At 67.1% G+C, this 18,074-nt stretch carries 18 protein-coding genes; 8 read left to right on the forward strand and 10 right to left on the reverse strand.

The window, feature by feature from the left end; genetic code table 11:
- Positions 1-3: 3 nt before the first annotated feature.
- Both AC06E9_RS01660 and AC06E9_RS01665 read right to left on the reverse strand, forming a co-directional pair.
- Positions 4-1,251, reverse strand: a complete 1,248-nt coding sequence (locus tag AC06E9_RS01660) for a DUF418 domain-containing protein (protein ID WP_121038520.1) — start codon at positions 1,249-1,251, stop codon at positions 4-6.
- 83 nt (positions 1,252-1,334) lie between these two features.
- The gene (locus AC06E9_RS01665) at positions 1,335-1,814 is read right to left on the reverse strand and encodes an FKBP-type peptidyl-prolyl cis-trans isomerase (protein ID WP_088433264.1); all 480 of its coding nucleotides are present in this window, start codon (positions 1,812-1,814) and stop codon (positions 1,335-1,337) included.
- Between the two features lie 111 nt (positions 1,815-1,925).
- Here AC06E9_RS01665 and AC06E9_RS01670 point away from each other — a divergent pair, with 111 nt between their 5' ends.
- From AC06E9_RS01670 to AC06E9_RS01680, 3 genes are all read left to right on the forward strand, one after another.
- On the forward strand, positions 1,926-2,465 hold the full coding sequence (locus tag AC06E9_RS01670; RefSeq protein ID WP_282262091.1) for a C40 family peptidase: 540 nt from the start codon (positions 1,926-1,928) through the stop codon (positions 2,463-2,465).
- A 131-nt stretch (positions 2,466-2,596) separates the two neighbouring features.
- Positions 2,597-3,373: a C40 family peptidase gene (locus tag AC06E9_RS01675; protein ID WP_121038526.1), complete on the forward strand. Its 777-nt coding sequence runs from the start codon at positions 2,597-2,599 to the stop codon at positions 3,371-3,373.
- 245 nt (positions 3,374-3,618) lie between these two features.
- Positions 3,619-4,956, forward strand: a complete 1,338-nt coding sequence (locus tag AC06E9_RS01680) for a sigma-54 interaction domain-containing protein (protein ID WP_478055379.1) — start codon at positions 3,619-3,621, stop codon at positions 4,954-4,956.
- Positions 4,957-4,992: 36 nt separating this feature from the next.
- On the opposite strand, the gene AC06E9_RS01685 is transcribed toward AC06E9_RS01680, so the two are convergent.
- The 7 genes from AC06E9_RS01685 to AC06E9_RS01715 all read right to left on the reverse strand — a co-directional run bounded on the left by AC06E9_RS01685 (position 4,993) and on the right by AC06E9_RS01715 (position 12,642).
- On the reverse strand, positions 4,993-6,309 hold the full coding sequence (locus AC06E9_RS01685) for a hypothetical protein (RefSeq protein ID WP_121038531.1): 1,317 nt from the start codon (positions 6,307-6,309) through the stop codon (positions 4,993-4,995).
- A gap of 48 nt (positions 6,310-6,357) precedes the next feature.
- Entirely contained in the window at positions 6,358-7,122 is a 765-nt protein-coding gene (locus AC06E9_RS01690; protein WP_121038534.1) for a hypothetical protein, read from the reverse strand.
- Positions 7,123-7,131: 9 nt separating this feature from the next.
- On the reverse strand, positions 7,132-7,791 hold the full coding sequence (locus AC06E9_RS01695) for a C39 family peptidase (RefSeq protein ID WP_226956711.1): 660 nt from the start codon (positions 7,789-7,791) through the stop codon (positions 7,132-7,134).
- Positions 7,792-7,974: 183 nt separating this feature from the next.
- Positions 7,975-9,453: an adhesin gene (locus AC06E9_RS01700; protein ID WP_152154177.1), complete on the reverse strand. Its 1,479-nt coding sequence runs from the start codon at positions 9,451-9,453 to the stop codon at positions 7,975-7,977.
- Between the two features lie 44 nt (positions 9,454-9,497).
- Positions 9,498-10,136: a hypothetical protein gene (locus tag AC06E9_RS01705; RefSeq protein WP_478055380.1), complete on the reverse strand. Its 639-nt coding sequence runs from the start codon at positions 10,134-10,136 to the stop codon at positions 9,498-9,500.
- On the reverse strand, positions 10,133-10,663 hold the full coding sequence (locus AC06E9_RS01710; RefSeq protein WP_478055381.1) for a hypothetical protein: 531 nt from the start codon (positions 10,661-10,663) through the stop codon (positions 10,133-10,135). The genes AC06E9_RS01705 and AC06E9_RS01710 overlap by 4 nt, the downstream gene beginning before the upstream one ends.
- Before the next feature lie 650 nt (positions 10,664-11,313).
- Complete coding sequence (locus AC06E9_RS01715) at positions 11,314-12,642, reverse strand: dicarboxylate/amino acid:cation symporter (protein WP_121038546.1); 1,329 nt, start codon at positions 12,640-12,642, stop codon at positions 11,314-11,316.
- 149 nt (positions 12,643-12,791) lie between these two features.
- Between AC06E9_RS01715 and AC06E9_RS01720 the strand changes: the two genes are divergently transcribed.
- The 5 genes from AC06E9_RS01720 to AC06E9_RS01740 all read left to right on the forward strand — a co-directional run bounded on the left by AC06E9_RS01720 (position 12,792) and on the right by AC06E9_RS01740 (position 17,584).
- A complete protein-coding gene (locus AC06E9_RS01720; protein ID WP_478055382.1) occupies positions 12,792-14,504 on the forward strand; it encodes an alkaline phosphatase in 1,713 nt (570 codons plus the stop codon).
- Entirely contained in the window at positions 14,504-15,064 is a 561-nt protein-coding gene (locus AC06E9_RS01725) for a WG repeat-containing protein (RefSeq protein WP_478055383.1), read from the forward strand. The genes AC06E9_RS01720 and AC06E9_RS01725 overlap by 1 nt, the downstream gene beginning before the upstream one ends.
- Before the next feature lie 65 nt (positions 15,065-15,129).
- Positions 15,130-16,419, forward strand: a complete 1,290-nt coding sequence (gene tilS / locus AC06E9_RS01730) for a tRNA lysidine(34) synthetase TilS (RefSeq protein ID WP_152154188.1) — start codon at positions 15,130-15,132, stop codon at positions 16,417-16,419.
- 36 nt (positions 16,420-16,455) lie between these two features.
- On the forward strand, positions 16,456-16,716 hold the full coding sequence (locus AC06E9_RS01735) for an exodeoxyribonuclease VII small subunit (RefSeq protein ID WP_019182618.1): 261 nt from the start codon (positions 16,456-16,458) through the stop codon (positions 16,714-16,716).
- Positions 16,706-17,584, forward strand: a complete 879-nt coding sequence (locus AC06E9_RS01740; RefSeq protein WP_152154192.1) for a polyprenyl synthetase family protein — start codon at positions 16,706-16,708, stop codon at positions 17,582-17,584. The genes AC06E9_RS01735 and AC06E9_RS01740 overlap by 11 nt, the downstream gene beginning before the upstream one ends.
- Positions 17,585-17,686: 102 nt before the next feature.
- Here AC06E9_RS01740 and AC06E9_RS01745 read toward each other — a convergent pair whose 3' ends face one another.
- Positions 17,687-18,064: a DUF4870 domain-containing protein gene (locus AC06E9_RS01745; protein ID WP_121038561.1), complete on the reverse strand. Its 378-nt coding sequence runs from the start codon at positions 18,062-18,064 to the stop codon at positions 17,687-17,689.
- Positions 18,065-18,074 lie beyond the last annotated feature (10 nt).

The raw sequence follows: 18,074 nt of genomic DNA on the forward strand, positions 1-18,074 counted from the left end.
GTGTCAGGCCCGGCGCAACGGCGGCCACTGCAGATAGGTCATCGCGCGCCAGATCCACTCCAGCGGCCCGAACCGGAAGTACCGCAGCCACGCATGGCTGATCGCGAGCTGCAGGGCGAACAGCGCCAGCGCGAACGGGATCTGCCACAGCCGCGGCATCGTTTCGAACGCGCCCCATCCATAGCCATAGAACACCCAGGTACAGACCAGCGACTGGCCGATGTAATGCGTGAGCGCCATCCGCCCCATCGGCGCCAGCATCTGCAGGCGTGCGCGCCAGTGCACGATCCAGGCCAGATAGCCCAGGCACATCAGCAGCCCGGCCAGTGCACTGATCGCATACGCCACGCCGCTGCGCAGATCCAGCGTGCCAGGTGCCTGATAGGGGTGCCAGATCGCACTGCCCAGCATCAGCACCAGCCCGACCGGCAATGCGATCCAGCGCAGCCGTGCATACAGCCGCGCAAACCGCTCGGGTTCGGCCAGCGCGCCACTGCGCGCGAACCAGCTGCCGATCAGGAACATGCCCAGCACTTCCGGACCGATCACGAAGATGCCCGACAGCATCGCGCCGAGATCACGCAGGCGCTGTCCCACCGCCTGCCCCCAGCTGCCATGCGCGTACGCCTGGCGCTGCAGCTCGATCGTGCGTTGGGCCTGGGCGATGGCCTCGCGCAGCGGTTCCTGCGTGTGCTCCATGCTGGCCATCCAGCTCATCAACGCCCCCAGCACCAGCACCAGGGCGGCAGCGCCCAGATAGCTGATCGCGCCCATCGCGGGCAACCAACTGCGCGGCGCCTCGCGGCAGGCGAGCAGCAGCAGCGAGATCAACGCGTAGATCACCAGGATGTCGCCGGACCACACCAGCACCGCGTGGCACAGGCCGATCAGCAGCAGTGCCGCGCTGCGGCGCAGATAGAACGGTGCGAATGCGCGACCGGCCGCGTCGGCGCGCTGCGCCATGACCGAGAACCCCGCGCCGAACAGCAGCGAGAACAGGGTGAAGAACTTGCCCTGGACCAGCACGTAGATGGCCGCATCGGCCCAGTAGTCCGCGCCCTGCCAATGCGGATCGATGCCGGTGAAGGACAGGTCCAGCGGACCGCTGAAGGCCTCCATGTTCATCAGCAGGATGCCCAGCAGCGCGAACCCGCGCAGGATGTCGATGACGGCGATGCGCTCGTGGGCACCCACCGGCTGCAAAGGAGAAGAAGCTGCGTTCACAGGCAATCCGCTGACCAGGCCCGCCATTATGCCGTGCGCGCGGGGGCCTGCCGCACGAACGAAAACGGCCCGCCGAAGCGGGCCGTTGGATCAACGAGGGGTTGCAGCACTCAGTGCTGGTGGCCGCCGTCGCCGTGCACGTGGCCGTGCTCGATTTCTTCCTTGCTGGCTTCGCGCACGTCAACGATCTCCACGTTGAAGTGCAGGTCCTTGCCGGCCATCGGGTGGTTCAGGTCGACATCGACCACGCTCATGCCGACCTTCTCGACGGTGACCGCGCGCGGGCCAAAGTTGGTCTGCAGCACGACCTGCTGGCCCGGCACCAGCTTGCTGGTGCCGAAGTGCTTCTTGGGCACGCGCTGGGTCAGGCCTTCGCGGCGCTCGCCGTAGGCATCGGTCGCCTTCACGTCCACCTCGAAGGTGGCGCCGGCTTCCTTGTCCATCATGGCGTTTTCCAGGCCCGGGATGATGTTGCCGTGGCCGATCAGGATCGCCAGCGGATCACGGTCCTTGGAGCTCTCGATCGGCTCCTGGCCCTGCTCGGCGACGGTGTAATGGAAACGGACGACGCGGTCTTTTTCGATCTTCATGCGCAACTCTGGTCTGGAGACTGCCGAGGGCAGACGGGTGAGGCGGGTTGTGGCCTGCCGGATACGCCGCCATCATGACGGCCTTCTAAGGTCGCGCATTATCCGGACAACATGCACATGACGCCAGTTTCGCGCCTGACCCGCCTGCCCGGCCGCCTGGCCCTGCTGGCGATCATCGCCCTGCTGAGCGCCTGTGGCGGCGGCAAGACCACCCGCCCGGCCCCGCCGCCCGCCTCCACCCAGGTATGGCCCAGCGTGGCCCCGAACGACCCGCAGGCCGCCAACGCAGTGCTGATGCGCGCCATCGGCCTGGTGGGCACGCCCTACCGTTACGGCGGCAACACCCCGGAATCCGGCTTCGACTGCAGCGGCCTGGTCGCCTATGTCTACCGCGAGATGCTTGATCTGCGCCTGCCGCGCACCTCGCGCGATCTGGCCGCCGTGCAGGGGCCGAAGATCGATCCCAAGCGCCTGGCGCCGGGCGATCTGGTGTTTTTCGGCAACAAGGGCAATGTCTTCCATGTCGGCATCTATGTTGGTGAAGGCCGCTTCGTGCACGCCCCCAGCACCGGCGGCACCGTCCGGCTGGACTCGCTCGGCGGTCCCTACTGGAAGGACCACTACACGGGGGCGAAACGCGTCCTTAACTAACCTGAACAGGGGTAAGGTCCAAATTTGTGACGAACATCACATAGTTGTAAACGAAAAATTAACGGAATTTGTACCTAATCACTGCGCTTACACGGCATCATCACCCATCGTTTTTATTCAGTGACCGCCGCGTGACGACAGACGACCTGACGTGCAAAGGCCAGACCGCCGCCATCCGGCGACGCGCCCGCCCCGCTTTCCTCGCTGCAGCACTCTGCCTGGCCAGCCTTCCGGCCTGGGCGCAGTCCGCACCGACGACCGCTCCCGAGGTTGCTGCTTCCCCCGTCACTGTCACCCCCGATTCTTCCGCGCCGGCCAAGCCCAAGGCTGATGCGCCGGCCCGCAGCAAGGCCGATGCCGCTGCCAGCGCCACCCTCGCCGCCCTGCTTCCGCACCTGGCCGCCAACGACACCATCCCGCTCATGGACCGCTCGGCGATGTTCGCCGGTGATCTGAGCCGCCTGCTCGCCAACTACGACGCCAGCACCGGCGCCATTACCGTGGCCGGCGACGCCGCCGAAAACGGCAAGGTCCAGTCCCTGCTGCGCCGTGCGATGACCCTGCTCGGCACCCCGTACCGCTGGGGTGGCACCTCGCCGGACAGTGGTTTCGACTGCAGCGGCCTGGTCGGCTATGTATTCCGCACTGCGCTGGGCGTGGAACTGCCGCGCGTGTCGCGCGAAATGGCCCATGACGGCGCGGCCGAACTGATCAACGACCGCAACGCCCTGGCGGCGGGCGACCTGGTGTTCTTCGGCCGCAAGGGCCGGGTCGACCACGTCGGCATCTATGTCGGCGAAGGTCGCTTCCTGCATGCCCCGAGCACCGGCAAGGATGTCCGCGTCGACAGCCTGGTCAGCGGCTACTGGGGCGGCAAGTTCATGCAGGCCCGCCGCGTCGATCTCTGACGCGCCCTGCTGAACCGATGGATCGAAGGCCGCTGCCCCGCAGCGGCCTTTTTCGTTGGGCGCGGCGATGGCCGCTGACCGGCCCAACCCGCGTTCCTTTCTCTGTCACCGCCTGTTTTCCAGCGGGCGACACGCCCGGCGCACGCGCGCCGCGGCGGGGGACGGACCCGGACGTGGGGCGGCACGTCCTGGGCAACCGATCAGGCAGCAGACACCGCCCGTGATCCTCGTCGACAAGGTGACGCATGGCGGCTGTCCCCGATTTTCCTGCCCGGTGTGTGATCTGGTTTGGGCAACCCCTCGCGCTTGAACGGGCGACGCTGGCTGCGGCCGGCTGGCAGGTGCGCGGCGTCGCCCCCGAGCAGTGCGCCGGCATCGGCATGCGTGGCAGCGATCAGGTCGTCGGCCTGCTGGACCTTCGTACCGTGGTCCCGGCCAACCTGGCCCACCTGCAACAGCTGCTGGTCGACCACCGCCACATGAGCCTGCTGGCGTTGTTGCCGGCCGCTCCGCTGCGCGCCTCGCCGGTGCTGGATGCGCTGCTCGCCGCCTGTGTGGATACCTACACCGCCCCGATCGATCTGCCGCGCGTCGTGCAGCGACTGCAGCAGCTGGCGGGCGCCGAACCCCTGCCCGCGCCCCATGGCCCGCAGTCCCTGATCGGCGACAGCGCGGTCCTGCAGGTCACCCGCGCGGCCATCCGCAAGTACGCACCGGTAGACCTGCCGGTACTGATCACCGGCGAAACCGGCACCGGCAAGGAACTCGCGGCACAGGCACTGCACGCGCTGTCCGCGCGCCACGCGCGTCCCTTCCTGGCGGTGAACTGCGGCGCCATCCCGGCCGCGCTCATCCAGTCCGAGCTGTTCGGCCACGAGCGGGGCGCCTTCACCGGTGCGGCAACGCGGCGCCTGGGCCTGTTTGAATCGGCCAGTGGCGGCACCGTATTCCTGGACGAGATCGGCGACCTGCCGCTGGATGCGCAGACCAATCTGCTGCGTGTACTGCAGGAAGGCACCGTCGAACGCGTCGGCAGCAACCGGCCGCTGGCGGTGGATGTGCGTGTGTTGGCCGCCACCCACGTCGATCTTGAAGCCGCGGTCGAACAGGGCCACTTCCGGCGCGATCTGTTCTATCGGCTCAACGTGCTGCGCCTGCCCCTGCCACCGCTGCGCGAGCGCGGCAGCGATATCGCGATGCTGGCCCAGCATTTTCTCGCCAGCTTCCGGCATCGCCACGTCACCCGGGCGCGTGGCTTCACCGCCGATGCCGTCCAGGCGCTGGAGCGCTTTGCATGGCCGGGCAATGTGCGCGAGCTGCTCAACCGGGTGCAGCGTGCAGCGATCGTCAGCGATGCCGAACTGATCACCGCCGCGGATCTGGAGTTGAGCCAGCCGCTGCTGCCCATCACCGCGCACGGCCTGCACGGCGCAAAGCAGGTCGCCGAACGCGAGACCCTGCTGCATGCCCTGCGCCAGAACGACTTCAACATCGCCGCCTGCGCCCGCCACATGCAGGTCTCGCGGGTGACTGTCTACCGGCTGTGCCGCAAGCACCAGCTGGCGCTCCCCGAACTGCGCTGACCCCTGGACGGTGGCGTAGCCCCCTGCGCAGCGCGCCTACAAGCTGTACGGCACCTTGAAGGCCAAGGTGAAGTCCGGTGCATCCGGGGTCAGGCCGATGCCCAGCAGGCTCACCAGCGTGGTTTTCTGGTTGAGGGCGTAGGTGATGCCCAGGTTGAGCGTGCCCGCGTTGGCGTCACTGCCGATCACCTTCAGCCACTGGCCGTTCTTGTAGCGCGTGGAGGCGCGCGCGCTCAGCTTGTCGCTGAAGGAGATGCTCAGGCTGGTGCGCTCGTTGAACGCGAACGCTACGCCGGCACCGAAGTAATACGAACCGCCCAGCTTCACATCCCCCGGGTTGGTGGTGTCCGGGTTCGCATCGATGTCATCGAAGCTGCGCGGGAAGGAATGGATGTAACCGATGTTGGCGAACAGGATCGCCGGATCGGCGGTCTTCACTGCGGACAGCCCGACGTTGGCCTGCCACACCCCGTTGCCGGTGGGCTGCTGCTCGGGCACGGCGAAGCGGATGAAGTCATCGTCGTCGCGCTCGAGCACCTTCCAGTCCAGCCCATACGGTGCACGCCCGGTCGGCGCGGTCGCGCCCACGGTCAGCACGGTTTCCGGCAACCGCCCACGCTCGGCGAACAGCCGATAGTTGGCGCTCACGCCAACATCGCCAATGCCGTTGCCGGTCGTCTCTTCCTGCGCGATGGCCGCAGCAGATCCGCCGGCACCGCCCTTCTGGAACACGGTCTTGCGAGCCAGGTAGGGCACATCCAGGTTCAAGGTAAGGCGTGGACTGACACCCCAGCGCGCGGCCAGGTTGTACGTCAGCGTGTCCGACTCGACGTTCTCGATGGCGATGTTGCCCAGGAAGATCGCATCCAACGCCAGGAAGCCGTTGAGGCTGAGCTGCTTGCGGTCATAGCGCGCGTAGGACAGGCTGTTTTCGATCGTGAAGCGGCGACTGAACAGCGCGGCCTGCTGCTGTTTGACGTCATCCACGCTGCGCCGCGATTCCTGTTTGGCCTGCTGCGCTTCGGCCGCCGAGCTGGCGTAACCATCGGCGCTGGCCGGTGCGGCGGGCGTGCCAGCCGGCAGGGCCTGTTGAGGTGGAGGTGCGGCACCGGCGACCGGCGCGGTCTTGCCGGTCAACCGCGCCTGCATGGCCTGCACCTGCATGTCCAGCTCGCGCAGGCGGCGTACTTCCTGCGCGTAGTTGGCCTTGAGGCTTTCCAGCTGCGCCATCAACGCCTTGACGTCGGCTGCGTCATCGGGCGCCGGCTGTTGCGCCTGTGCCTGGGCGGACGCAGCCGCCATGAGTGCCAGCGCCGCCAGCGCCAGCGGTGTTGCGCGGATCATCGTGTGCATTGCCTTGGCCCACTGTTGTGTTGTCGCTCCCCCTGCCGTGCCGCAAGATCACTGGCCCGGCCCCATGCCTACCCCGCGTACCAGCGTCATCGCCTGCGCCACGTTCTGATTGAGCGGAACGTTGTTGGCCAGCGACTGCCGGACAAGGTCGATCTGCAGCCGGTTGGTCACCGACTGTCCATCACTGCCCAACACGATGCTCTGCCCGACGCTGCCGTTGCGGATCCACTGCTGGACCGCACCCACGCCCTCGATCTGCAGCTGCACCTTGGCCGTGTTGCCCTCCAGCTGGGCCAGCGCGCTGACGCCGCCCTGCTGCACGCTGGCCAGGTTCACCCCTTCGCCGGTGGGCGCAGGTGCGGTGCCATCACGTACGGTGAGCTGGGTGGCGTTGCTGGCCAGGTTGCCGTCACCGGCCACCTGGATGCTCTGACTCAGGCCAGCCACGTTCTGCAGGCCGCTGGAATCCACGCTGCGCCCGGGTGTCACCGGCAGCGGTGCATCGGCAGCGGTCACACTCACGCTCGGTGCGAAGCTGATCTTCGGTGTGCTGCCGCCGTGGCTGAAGTCCATGCCCAGCTTCAGCGCGCTCTGTGCGGACTGCCCGCCGGCGGTCTGCCATTGCGAGACCATGGTGACGCCGAACCACGCCACGGTGTTGCCACCGACCGTGTAGCGGCCCCGCATGAGGTTCAATTCCGGATCGGGGATCTCGCTCAATCCCTTGCCGGGCCGGCTCTCGTCGGCATGCGCCGGCGCGATGCCCAGCAGGGCAAGCAGCACGATGCCGGGCGTCCAGGTTGCGATGTTCATGGTGCCTCCTTAAAACAGATCGGCATGGGTGAATCCGAAATCGACCAGTTCCGCATCGGTGATCGGCCCCTGCCTGGCGTACAGCGAACGGGCACTCGGCCGTTCACCGGGCTGCAGCAGCACCGTGTTGCGATCGAAGTCACTGCCGATCACGACAAACACGGCGCGCGACGGCCACGCCTGGAGAAATTCGCTGACGGGAATGCTGCGGTTGCCCAGGATCGGGTCGGCGACATCCACCAGATCGCCGCGGACCTGTTTGAGGACCACGAAGTGGCGGAAGCCCCGCACATCCATCAACACCAGCCCGGGCACGCGCAGTGAGCGCAGGCGCTCTTCATTGACGCGGTAGCCGCGCCCACGCATGCCCATCGATTCGACGTAACGCTTGATGTCCAGCAGCGAGAAACCGCGCTGGTGGACCAGTTGTGGATCCGAGACCCCCATCATCCCTTCGATCACCGTGCTCTCATCGGCCTCCAGGTGGTAGGCGTAGCGCAGGATCGTGGCCAGGGCAGCTGCGCCACAGCTGTAATCGGTGTGTTGCCGTACGACATTGCGGAAGCGCCGTTCCTGCATGCTCTCCACGCGCTGGGTGAGGACCGCCCCGTTGGGCAGCACACCACTGAAGCCGACGTCGCCGGCACGCACGATGCCCATCGGCATCATCAGCACCGACAAGGCCCACACCAGCACCCACGTGCGCATACGACTGGACATGTAGTACTCCGGCTCAGGAAGGAGCCCCTGCCCCAAGGGGGAGAAGGGACAGGGGCTCCCGGGGAGCCCGGTCATTGGCGGATGACCGGGTTTGTTGCGCTCAACGCGTACTGCTTGCGAAAACGGACAGACTTACTGTTCCGGACCGCCGCCACCACCGCCGCCGGTCGAGGGCTGTGCAACCGCCAGGGCCAGACTGTTGGCCTGCAGGTTGCCGGTACCGGAGGCCACGTTCACCCCGATGTTGCCGGAGGCGCCGGAGAACGCACTGCCGGACAGCGCCGCGGTGTTGGTCGCATCCACGTTCACCCAACGGGTGGTGGAGACGGTGCCGCTCAGGCTCGCGTAGAGATCGGCCACGCCCAGTTCAACGAACTGGCTGGTGCCGCGCTCATCGGTATCGAACGCAATGCCGCCCACGCCCGGACGATTCGGGTTGGCGGTGGCATTCTGGATATCGCTATCCATGTCGATATGACCGGTTTCGCTGCCGCTCGGGTGATCCAGCGCGCCGCTCCAGGTATCCAGGTAGTAGTTGTCTTTCTGGTAGGCACTACCCGTGCCGCTGTAACGGCCCGCACCGACGGCCAACGTGGCACCGGCAACGCGACCACTCAGGTTCACGTCCACGGTGTCGGTCATCGACTGCAGGTAGCCGGCGTTGCTGACGGTGTTGCCGGAGGACACCTGGTTGGAGCTGATGCTCGAGGTCGCATAGGCGCTGGTGGCGACCGAGGCGGCGAGCGCGTTCTTCTGCTCGTTGTTGTTGCCGGACGCGACGTTGGCACCGATGTTGCCGGACGCGCCGCTGAAGGCATTGCCACCCAGGCCCGCGGCGTTGGTCACGCCGGAATTGAGGGTGGTGTTGCCACCGCCGAACTGGTTGACGAAGACTTCCGCATCGGCCATGCCGAAGCTGAAGGACGCATCGGCCGCGGACAGCGAGGCCGCATTGTCCTGGGCATTGTTGTCGCCGGCGGCGACGTTGAAGCCCAGGTTGCCGGAGGCATCGGCACCGACGTCGTCGGCGATCGAGGCGCTGTTGGTCACCAGGCTGTTGCCGGCCAGGTTGTTGGTGACCGACTGGCGGTTGTCGATGACGGCGATGGCGGCCGAGTCGATATCGATCGAGCCAGTGATTTCCGGATCACCCGAGAAGCTGATGTCCGAGCTCAGGCGCAGGTCTTTTTCGATGTTGACATCAACGCCGTGGTTGTTCTTTTCCTGGCGTTCGTCGGCCTGGATGTTGCTGGTCTTGTTGACGTTCTCGGTGACGTTGCGGTTGCTGGTCACGTCGCGGTTGCTGGTGACATTGGTATTGCTAGTCACGTTGTCGTTGATGGTGGTGTTGGTGGTGCTGTTGTTGTTGCGGGTGTTGTTCCAGGTCCGGTTCCAGGTGCGCGAATCGGTATCGGTGTTGGTGGTGGTATTGGTTTCGGTGTTCGTATCGGTGTTGGTGTTGGTGCGCGTTTCAGCCACGTTGTGCAGGTGGTTGATGTTCGCGCTCTGGTTCTGGTTGTCGCGGTCATTGCCCCAGCCATTGGCGCCGGCGGAGGCGGATGCAGCGGCGACGGCGATGGCCAGTACGGTCCGTTTCATGTTGGTGTTCATGGTGCCCTCTCTCTCATCACAGACAATCGGGTGGATGTGACTACTCACGGGGTGGACTGCACCGAAATGCTCAGTTGGTTTGCGGTGGCGTTGCCGGATCCCGCGATCTGATTGAGTTGCAGGACGCCGTCGAATCCCTGCAGCGCGGAGGCTTCGACCGCCACCCTGCGAGTTCCGGCCGACCGACCGCTGTTGACGGCCCCCTGCCCCCCTGCTGACGCGAGTGCGCCCGACCCGGCCAAAGCCGCGTCGTTCGTTTCGCGTATGCCCTGTTGCGCCAGCGTGGCGGTGACGACGTTGAGCGTCGCGTTGCCATTGCCGCTGGCCTGGTTGATCGATGCGACGCCGCTGGCGCCGTTCAGTGCCTGGCCGCCGAGCGTGGCGCTGGCGTCCATGGCGGTGTCGCTGAGGCTGAGATTGTTGGACTGCTGCTGGCGTGCATCCACCTGGATGTGGGCGTTGCGGCCATTGGCGATGCCCATCAGGTTGGCCTGCTGGTTGAGGTCACCGGCCGCCATGTTGACGGTGATGGCGCCGTCGGCACCGGCCAGCGTGCGGCCATCGATGCGGCTCTGGTTGAGGTAGGAAAGCATCGCGGCGTAGTCGTTGGCCTGCTGTGCGTGTGCGGCCACCGGGGCGAGCAGCAGGCCGGTCAGCAGTGCAGTGCGCAGGGCGGTGTTCATTTGCCGGGTCCGCCTGCAGGCTGGCCGAGCGGGAACTGGGCAAGTGCGCCGCGGACCTGGTCGCCGATGCCGCGGGTGGCGTTGCCGACCGCGCCCATGGGGCCGCCGATGGTGTTGCTGAGCTGGCCGCTGGAGAGCATGCCGCTGTCGGTGACCTTGCCGAGCGTGCCGTTGACCGTATGGCCGGTGACGCGTTCGATGGTGGTGGCGTTGCGGGGAATGCCGGCGCCGGTGTTGGAACCGAGCGAGGCGTAATCGTCGTCGCTGAGTTCATCCATGCCGGTGGAGGTGCCGAGGGCGTGGCCGATTTCGCGGCGCGGTGAGGGGTCTGCGATCAGCGCCATGCCGGGGGGCGCAGGGCGGTACGCAGGCCGTGCGGAGACGTCACGCAGCAGGACGATTTCGCCGGATTGTGCTTTGACGCCCTGGCGTGCGCCGGAGGCGTCGGCGGCGGCCGGCACGATGAGTGCGGCGGCAAGCAGCCAGAATGTGGTGTGTCGTGTGCGGTGTGCGGCAACGCTGTCCATGGCGACCTCCGATGACATGCGGAGGGATGGAGCAGCATTCGTGCCAAGTTCCGGACGCCCGTGTTTCCGGGGTTTTTGTGGGAGTCCGGTTAATGGCGCGCAACATTGCTGTTACAGCGGCGTTAGCGTTTGTGCGTATGAATAGGTTTGGCGATGGACGGCGTTGCGCTGAGAGGCAAGCGTGGTGCGGGTGTATCACGGGTGTTACACCGGTTGATACAGGGGGTTACGGTGCGGATTCAGGGTGGATTCCTGGCGAGCGTAGCGCTTCACTATTCACTGGCGGAGGCGGCCGGCGCGTCGAGCGCTGGGCCACGCTACGCTTGCCGGCGGATGTCCCCCGGCGCCGGCCTGCGGCCGTCTCCTCCTCCTTGATTTCGCCCACAAGCGCAGCGCGGCCCATCGTGTCCAGCCACTGGCGCCTCACGGCAAACACCGGTTTGCAGTACGCCTACCACCGCGCACGAGCCCCGAAGCGGCCGGTAGGCGCCTGGGCAAAATAAAGGAGGAGGCCGTCGCCGCCAGGCGGCGGCCGGGGGACATTTGCCGAGGGGCCTGCCGGTCGCTTCGGGGCGTAACGCTCGCGGCGACCCCAAGCGGAAAAAAAGACCGGCTCTCGCCGGTCTTTGGGTGCTGCGTTCGTGCCTGCATCAGGACGTTCGTTCTTCGCCTTCATCCACGCCGAGGTTGGTGGATGGGTTGTCGTAGATCTCGCGGTCGAGCAGGCCGGTTTCCTTGGCGACGATCACCGGGACCAGCATCTGGCCGGTGACGTTGGTCATGGTGCGCATCATGTCCAGGATGCGGTCGATGGCGTAGAGGTAGCCGATGGTTTCCAGCGGAAGGTTGGCGGCGCTGAGGACGACGGTGGCCATGACCACGGCGGTGCCGGGGACGCCCGCGGTGCCGAAGCTGCCCAGGACCGAGGCGATCAGGACGACGATGTACTGCTCGGGGGTGAGCGGCACGCCGGTGTACTGGGCGATGAAGACGGCGCACAGGGCCGGATAGATCGCGCCGCAGCCGTCCATCTTGATGCTGGCGCCGAGGGGGACGGCGAAGGAAGCGTAGTCCTTGTTGACGCCGAGGTTGTGGGTGATCGAGCGCATCGCGGCGGGCATGGCGGCGAAGCTGGAGGAGCTGACGAAGGCGACCTGCATGCCGGGGGCGGCGCCGCGGAAGAACTTGAGCGGGTTCAGGCCGTGCATGAGCAGCAGGCTGCCGTAGACCACCACGATGTGCAGGGCGCAGGCGATGTACAGGGCGAGCACGAAGTTGCCGAGCGGCAGCAGTTTTTCGAAGCCGTAGCTGCCGACCAGGCCGGCGATCAGGCCGAAGGTGCCCAGCGGGGTGATCTCCAGCACGAAGCGGGTGACCTGGATCATGATCTCGCTCATCTGCCCGGTCAGCTTGCGTGCCTCGCTGACCTTGTCGCCGAGCTTGACCATGGCAAAACCGAGCAGGCCGGCGAAGAAGATCACCGGCAGGATCGAGCCGCGCCCGGCGGCCAGGACGGTTTCACCGGCGCTGTTGATGCGGGTGCCGATGCCGGTCAGCGCGTAGAACACGTTGGAGGGCACGACATCCATCAGCACCTTGATCACGCTGGGTACTTCGCGCGGGGTGTAGCCGTGGTCCATGCTCAGGCTGAGCGCGCCGTTGCCGGGCTGCATGACGGTGCCGACGGCCAGGCCCACGCACACCGCCAGCGCGGCAGTGATGATGAACCACAGGAAGGTGCGCCCGCCCAGCGCCGCCACGGACTTCTGACCGTGCAGCGAGGAGATGGCGTTGATCACGGCGAAGAACACCAGCGGCACCGCGATCATCTTGATCAGGGTGACGTAGAGATCGCCCAGCGGGCCGAACCAGGTTTCGGCCGCCGGCCCGAGCAGCCAGCCGGCCAGTGCGCCGAGGACGAAGCCGCCGAGGACCCGTTGCCAGAAGGGGATCCGCAACCAGGCAGAGACCAGCTTCATGCGCATTCCAGAGATGATTTGACAGCTAGGCACCTTAGCCCAAGCGGGGCCGTGGAACGAGGCGTACACGGAAAATCAGCGTGTCATCGGCGTGCCTTGCGGCGTTCTGCATAATGAACGCCCGTTTCACATGTGAGATGCATTCATCCATGTCCCGTTTCACGCCTCTGGTGGCCGCCGTCACCACCCTGCTGCTCGGCGCCTGCGCCACTACCGCTCCCTCCTCCAGCGCTACTGCCGGCGCGGTCCAGGTCGATGTGCCGGCCATTGCCCACCCCGCCGGGGAGACCCCGCAGTGGTGGTACCGCAGCGGTGCGGCGCGCGCGGCCAGCACCGGTGCGATGGACGGCAAGGCCAAGAACGTCATCCTGTTCCTGGGTGACGGCATGAGCCTGACCACGGTGGCCGCGGCGCGCATCTTCGAGGGGCAGCGCAACGGGCATCCGGGCGAGGAGAACCTGCTGTCCTGGGAGCGCTTCCCGGCCACGGCGTTCAGCAAGACCTACAACACCGATTCGCAGACGCCGGATTCGGCCGGCACGATGACGGCAATCACCACCGGCGTGAAGACCCACATGGGTGCAATCGGGGTCAGCGCGGGCACCCGCAATGACTGCGCCGACAGCCTGAACAAGGGGCTGCTGACCTGGTTGCAGCTGGCTGACAGCGCCGGCATGGCGACCGGCGTGGTCTCCACCGCGCGCCTGACCCATGCCACCCCGGCGGCGACCTACGCGCACTCGCCGGAGCGCAACTGGGAAAACGACACCGACGTGCCGGACGAGGCCAAGGCCGCCGGCTGCCGCGATATCGCCCAGCAGCTGTTGTCGACCTCGCGCTTCGGGCGCGGCCCGCTGGTCGCCCTCGGCGGTGGCCGTGGTGAATTCACCACCGTTGAAGAACGCGATCCGGAATACGACGACAAGGTCGGCCAGCGCCTGGACGGGCGCAGCCTGGTGACCGAGTGGCAGCAGGCGCACCCGCAGGGTGCCTATGTGTGGAACGCCAAGCAGCTGCAGGCCGCCGCGAACGCACCGGCGATCCTGGGCCTGTTCGAGCCGGACCACATGCGCTACGAAGCCGAGCGCAAGGAGGATCCGGCCGGTGAGCCCAGCCTTGCCGAACTGACCCAGGCGGCGATCGCCAATCTGTCGCGCCACCAGGAAGGCTATGTGCTGATGGTGGAAGGCGCGCGCATCGATCACGCCAACCACAGCGGCAATGCCCACCGGGCACTGACCGATACCGTGGCACTGTCCGATGCGGTGCGCGCCGCCGTCGAGGCGACCTCGGATCAGGACACCCTGATCATCGTCACCGCCGACCATTCGCATACGCTGAACTTCGTCGGCTACCCGGCACGGGGCAACCCGATCCTGGGCAAGGTCAAGGACAAGGGTGGCGAAGACGGCGCCGGCAAGCTGGACCTGGCCCGCGATGGCCTGGGCCTTCCCTACACCACGCTGACCTACGCCAACGGCCCGGGCTACACCGGTGCCACCAACCAGCAGCCGGTCGGCCCGAAGCGCTACCCGCACAACCCGAGCAGCTTTGATCCGAGCACCGGCCGGCCGGACCTGACCGCGGTGGATACCGAGCATCCCGATTACATGCAGGAAGCGCTGGTGCCCGCCAAGAGCGAATCGCATGGCGGTGAAGACGTCGGCATCTGGGCACGTGGCCCGGGCAGCAAGGCGGTGCGCGGCACGATGGAGCAGAACGCGATCTACCACATGATCGTGCAGGCCACGCCGCGCCTGCGCCTGCGCCTGTGCGAGGCCGGCACCTGCGACGCCAAGGGCGTGCCGGTCGAGCTGCCCAAGCCGACCGCGTTCGAGCGCCAGGCCGGCGATAGCAAGTAATGCGTGGGCTTCGTCACAGCGCAACGAGCAGGGGCCGCCTCGCGCGGCCCCTGCTGCTGGCAGCCAGCCTGCTCGCCTCCGGCATGGCCTGGGGCGCCGGCACCGGGTGCACCGCCTTCACCGAGGAAGACGGCCTGCAGCCCTTGGCCGGGTGCCAGTGGCTCAACGGCCGTCTTGCGTTTGAGACCAACGCGTTGGCGTCGTTGTCCTACGATCAGGACGGGCTGGCCGCGGTCCACGCCGGCGGCGGATTCCACTATGTCCGTGCCGATGGCCGGCAGTTGCCGGTGATCACCTTCGACAACGGCCCGGACTACGTCGTGGAAGGGTTGGTGCGCGGCCGCGTCGGCGCGCGCATCGGCTACTTCGATACCCAGCTGCGCCAGGCGTTCCCGGCCACCTTCGATTTCGGCTGGGCGTTCGATGACGGGGTGGCCCGCGTCTGCCAAGGCTGCCGACCAGGCACGCCGGACGATCATGGCCACATCGCGATGGTCGGTGGCACCTGGTATCGCATCGATCGGCAGGGGCGTCCTGCGATGGATGCCGGCACGCCATGACGGCCCTGCGTGGCAACGTCGCTGCGCAGCGCCGATACTGCCGGTCTGCCTGAGATCGCGCCCCCATGACAGCCCCGCTTCCCCATCCCCCGTCCGTCGCCCATCCCGTGCTGGTGGGCTTCAGCGGTGGGCTGGATTCCACCGTCCTGCTGCACTGGCTGGCCACCTCGCCGGCGCAGCGCACCGCGGGCCTGCGCGCCGTACATATCCATCATGGCCTGCAGGAGCAGGCCGATGCCTGGACCGTGCACTGCACGCAGGTGTGCGCGCGCTGGAATATTCCGCTGCGGGTGCTCCGTGTCCAGGTGCAACGCAACCAGGGGCAAGGGCCGGAAGCCGCCGCGCGGCATGCACGCCGTGAGGCATTCGCCTCGCAGCTGCTGCCCGGCGAACAGTTGGCGCTGGCCCACCATCGCGACGACCAGGCCGAAACCTTCCTGCTGCGGGCGCTGCGTGGCTCCGGGGTGGATGGATTGGCGTCCATGCAGGTCACCAGCGCATTTGGCGCCGGCACCGTGTGGCGACCGTTGCTGGAGGTTCCGCGCAGCACCCTGCGTGCGCATGCCCAGGCCGAGGGCCTGGACTGGATCGAAGACCCCAGCAACGCCAGTGACGATGCCGACCGCAATTTCCTGCGCCTGCAGGTACTGCCGCAGCTTCGTCAGCGCTGGGCGCAGGCCGATGCCGCCTTCGCGCGCAGCGCCGCGTTGTGCGCGCAGTCCCAGCATCTGCTCGACAGTGCCGACCGCGACGCACTGGAACGCTGCAGCGTCGGCCCCGGTGTGATCGACTGCGCGCGGCTGATGCGCCAGCCGGTGGAACGACGTGCACGCCTGCTGCGGCATTGGGTACGTGGCAGTGGCCTGCCGCCACTGCCTGCCGCCGGGGTCGAGGCGGTCGAACGCGAGCTGCTCCCGGCCGCGCACCATGCCGATGCGCAGTTTGCCTGGCAGGGTGCGCGCATCCGCCGTTGGCGCGGGCAGTTGCACTTGCTGTCGGCCAGCCTCGCACTGCCGGCCGACTGGAGCGTGCACTGGGATGGCCGCGCGCCGCTGGCCCTGCCCGATGGGGGCGCGCTGCGGCTGCTCGGCACGGACGCCGGGTTCGACAGCCCCGTGCAGATCCGCGCGCGCCGCGGCGGCGAGCGCATCCAGCTGCCCGGGCGCACACATTCCCATGCGCTCAAGGATCTGCTGCAACAGCAGGGCCTGCCGCCGTGGCAGCGCCGTCAGCTGCCGCTGCTGTTTGATGAAGACACGCTGCTGGCCGCGGGCGACCGCGTGATCGGTGCGGCCCTGCAGCCGTGGTTGCAGGCCCATCATGCGCAGTTGCAGTGGACCCCGGGCGCGGCGTGAATTGACCCCGCCGGGCCAGCAGCCCACACTTGGCGCATGGCAAAGAAGTCCCCCAATGAAACCTCCCCGGTCGCCCACTTCGAGCAGTCGCTGGAAGAACTGGAGCAACTGGTGGAGAAGATGGAAACCGGCGAAATGAGCCTGGAACAATCGCTCAGCGCCTACGAACGTGGCGTCGGGCTGTACCGCCAGTGCCAGCAGGCGCTGGAACAGGCCGAACTGCGCGTGCGCCTGCTCAGCGATCCGGCCCAGCCCGACACCGCCGTGCCGTTCGACCCGCCCAGCCATGACGGTTGAGGCCACGTTCGCGCGGTGGCGCGACCGTATCGAAAGCCAGCTCGACGCCAGCCTGCCTTCCCCGTCCGATGCCCCCCGAGGGCTGCATCAGGCGATGCGTTATGCGGTGCTCGGGGGCGGCAAGCGCATGCGGCCGCTGCTGGTCTATGCCGGCGGCCGGGTCTTCAGCGCCGACGAAAACGCACTGGATGCGCCTGCGATGGCGGTGGAGCTGATCCATGCGTATTCGCTGGTGCACGACGATCTGCCGGCGATGGACGATGACGCCTTGCGGCGCGGCCGCCCGACCACGCATATCGCCTTCGATGAAGCCACCGCGATCCTCGCCGGCGATGCCCTGCAGACGCGCGCTTTCAGCCTGATCGCCGACGCGGCGTTGCCAGCGCAGCTGCGCGTGGAGTGCCTGCAGACCCTGGCGCACGCCTCCGGCGCGGCCGGCATGTGCGGCGGCCAGGCCTTGGATATCGACGCCACTGGCCATCAGCAGCCGTTGCAGGCTCTGGAACGCATGCATGCGCTCAAGACCGGTGCGCTGATCCGCGCAGCGGTGCGCATGGGCGCGCTGTGCGGCCAAGCACCTGCCGCGGATATGGCGACGCTGGATACGGTGGCCTCGGCGCTGGGCCTGGCCTTCCAGGTGCGCGATGACATCCTCGATGTCGAGGCCAGTTCCGAACAGCTCGGCAAGACCGCTGGCAAGGACGAAGCGCAGGCCAAATCGACCTTCCCGGCGCTGCTGGGCATGGACGGTGCCAAGGCGCATCTGCGCACGTTGAGCGAGCAGATGTTCGACGGTCTGGCCGGCTATGGTGAGTCGGCCGATGCCCTGCGTGCGCTGGCCAAGCTGGCGGTTGAGCGGGATCACTGAGCGATCGCGCAGGCCGCCACGCATGGCGTGGCCCTACAACGCCAGGACACAAAAAAACGCCCGGGATTCCCGGGCGTTTTTCGTTCCAGCGCTGCGGATCGATTACTTGATCAGGCGCAGCGTGAACGGATAACGGTAGGCTTCACCGTTGTTGGCCTTGACCGCCGCCAGGATGCACAGCACCAGGTTGGCGATCCATACCAGGGTCAGCAGCAGGCCGCCGATCAACACGACCAGCAGGATGGTGGAGATGACGTAGGCGATCAAGACGGTGATCTGGAAGTTCAGCGCTTCCTTGGCCTGGTCGGTCACGAAGCCCTTCTGCGGGTCATCCTTGTTCACCAGCCAGATGATCAGCGCACCGATGAAACCGGTGAAAATACCCAGCAGGTGGGCTACCAGCGACAGCGTACGCTGGTCGGCCGGTGCAGCGCCGGCCGGCGGCGGCGGCGGGGTGGTGACGTTATCGAAATCGCTCACGTGAAACTCC

The sequence above is a fragment of the Stenotrophomonas sp. Steno-Z10-BAI genome (genome assembly GCF_056393115.1).

Excerpts from the sequence above, each read along its gene's own strand:
- AC06E9_RS01715 (WP_121038546.1), bottom strand. The coding sequence starts at position 12,642 with ATGAAGCTGGTCTCTGCCTGGTTGCGGATCCCCTTCTGGCAACGGGTC.
- AC06E9_RS01705 (WP_478055380.1), bottom strand. The coding sequence starts at position 10,136 with ATGAACACCGCCCTGCGCACTGCACTGCTGACCGGCCTGCTGCTCGCC.
- AC06E9_RS01690 (WP_121038534.1), bottom strand. The coding sequence starts at position 7,122 with ATGAACATCGCAACCTGGACGCCCGGCATCGTGCTGCTTGCCCTGCTG.
- AC06E9_RS01710 (WP_478055381.1), bottom strand. The coding sequence starts at position 10,663 with ATGGACAGCGTTGCCGCACACCGCACACGACACACCACATTCTGGCTG.
- AC06E9_RS01670 (WP_282262091.1), top strand. The coding sequence starts at position 1,926 with ATGCACATGACGCCAGTTTCGCGCCTGACCCGCCTGCCCGGCCGCCTG.
- AC06E9_RS01720 (WP_478055382.1), top strand. The coding sequence starts at position 12,792 with ATGTCCCGTTTCACGCCTCTGGTGGCCGCCGTCACCACCCTGCTGCTC.
- AC06E9_RS01660 (WP_121038520.1), bottom strand. The coding sequence starts at position 1,251 with ATGGCGGGCCTGGTCAGCGGATTGCCTGTGAACGCAGCTTCTTCTCCT.
- AC06E9_RS01685 (WP_121038531.1), bottom strand. The coding sequence starts at position 6,309 with ATGCACACGATGATCCGCGCAACACCGCTGGCGCTGGCGGCGCTGGCA.
- AC06E9_RS01735 (WP_019182618.1), top strand. The coding sequence starts at position 16,456 with ATGGCAAAGAAGTCCCCCAATGAAACCTCCCCGGTCGCCCACTTCGAG.
- AC06E9_RS01740 (WP_152154192.1), top strand. The coding sequence starts at position 16,706 with ATGACGGTTGAGGCCACGTTCGCGCGGTGGCGCGACCGTATCGAAAGC.
- AC06E9_RS01680 (WP_478055379.1), top strand. The coding sequence starts at position 3,619 with ATGGCGGCTGTCCCCGATTTTCCTGCCCGGTGTGTGATCTGGTTTGGG.
- AC06E9_RS01665 (WP_088433264.1), bottom strand. The coding sequence starts at position 1,814 with ATGAAGATCGAAAAAGACCGCGTCGTCCGTTTCCATTACACCGTCGCC.
- AC06E9_RS01725 (WP_478055383.1), top strand. The coding sequence starts at position 14,504 with ATGCGTGGGCTTCGTCACAGCGCAACGAGCAGGGGCCGCCTCGCGCGG.
- tilS (WP_152154188.1), top strand. The coding sequence starts at position 15,130 with ATGACAGCCCCGCTTCCCCATCCCCCGTCCGTCGCCCATCCCGTGCTG.
- AC06E9_RS01695 (WP_226956711.1), bottom strand. The coding sequence starts at position 7,791 with ATGATGCCGATGGGCATCGTGCGTGCCGGCGACGTCGGCTTCAGTGGT.
- AC06E9_RS01700 (WP_152154177.1), bottom strand. The coding sequence starts at position 9,453 with ATGAACACCAACATGAAACGGACCGTACTGGCCATCGCCGTCGCCGCT.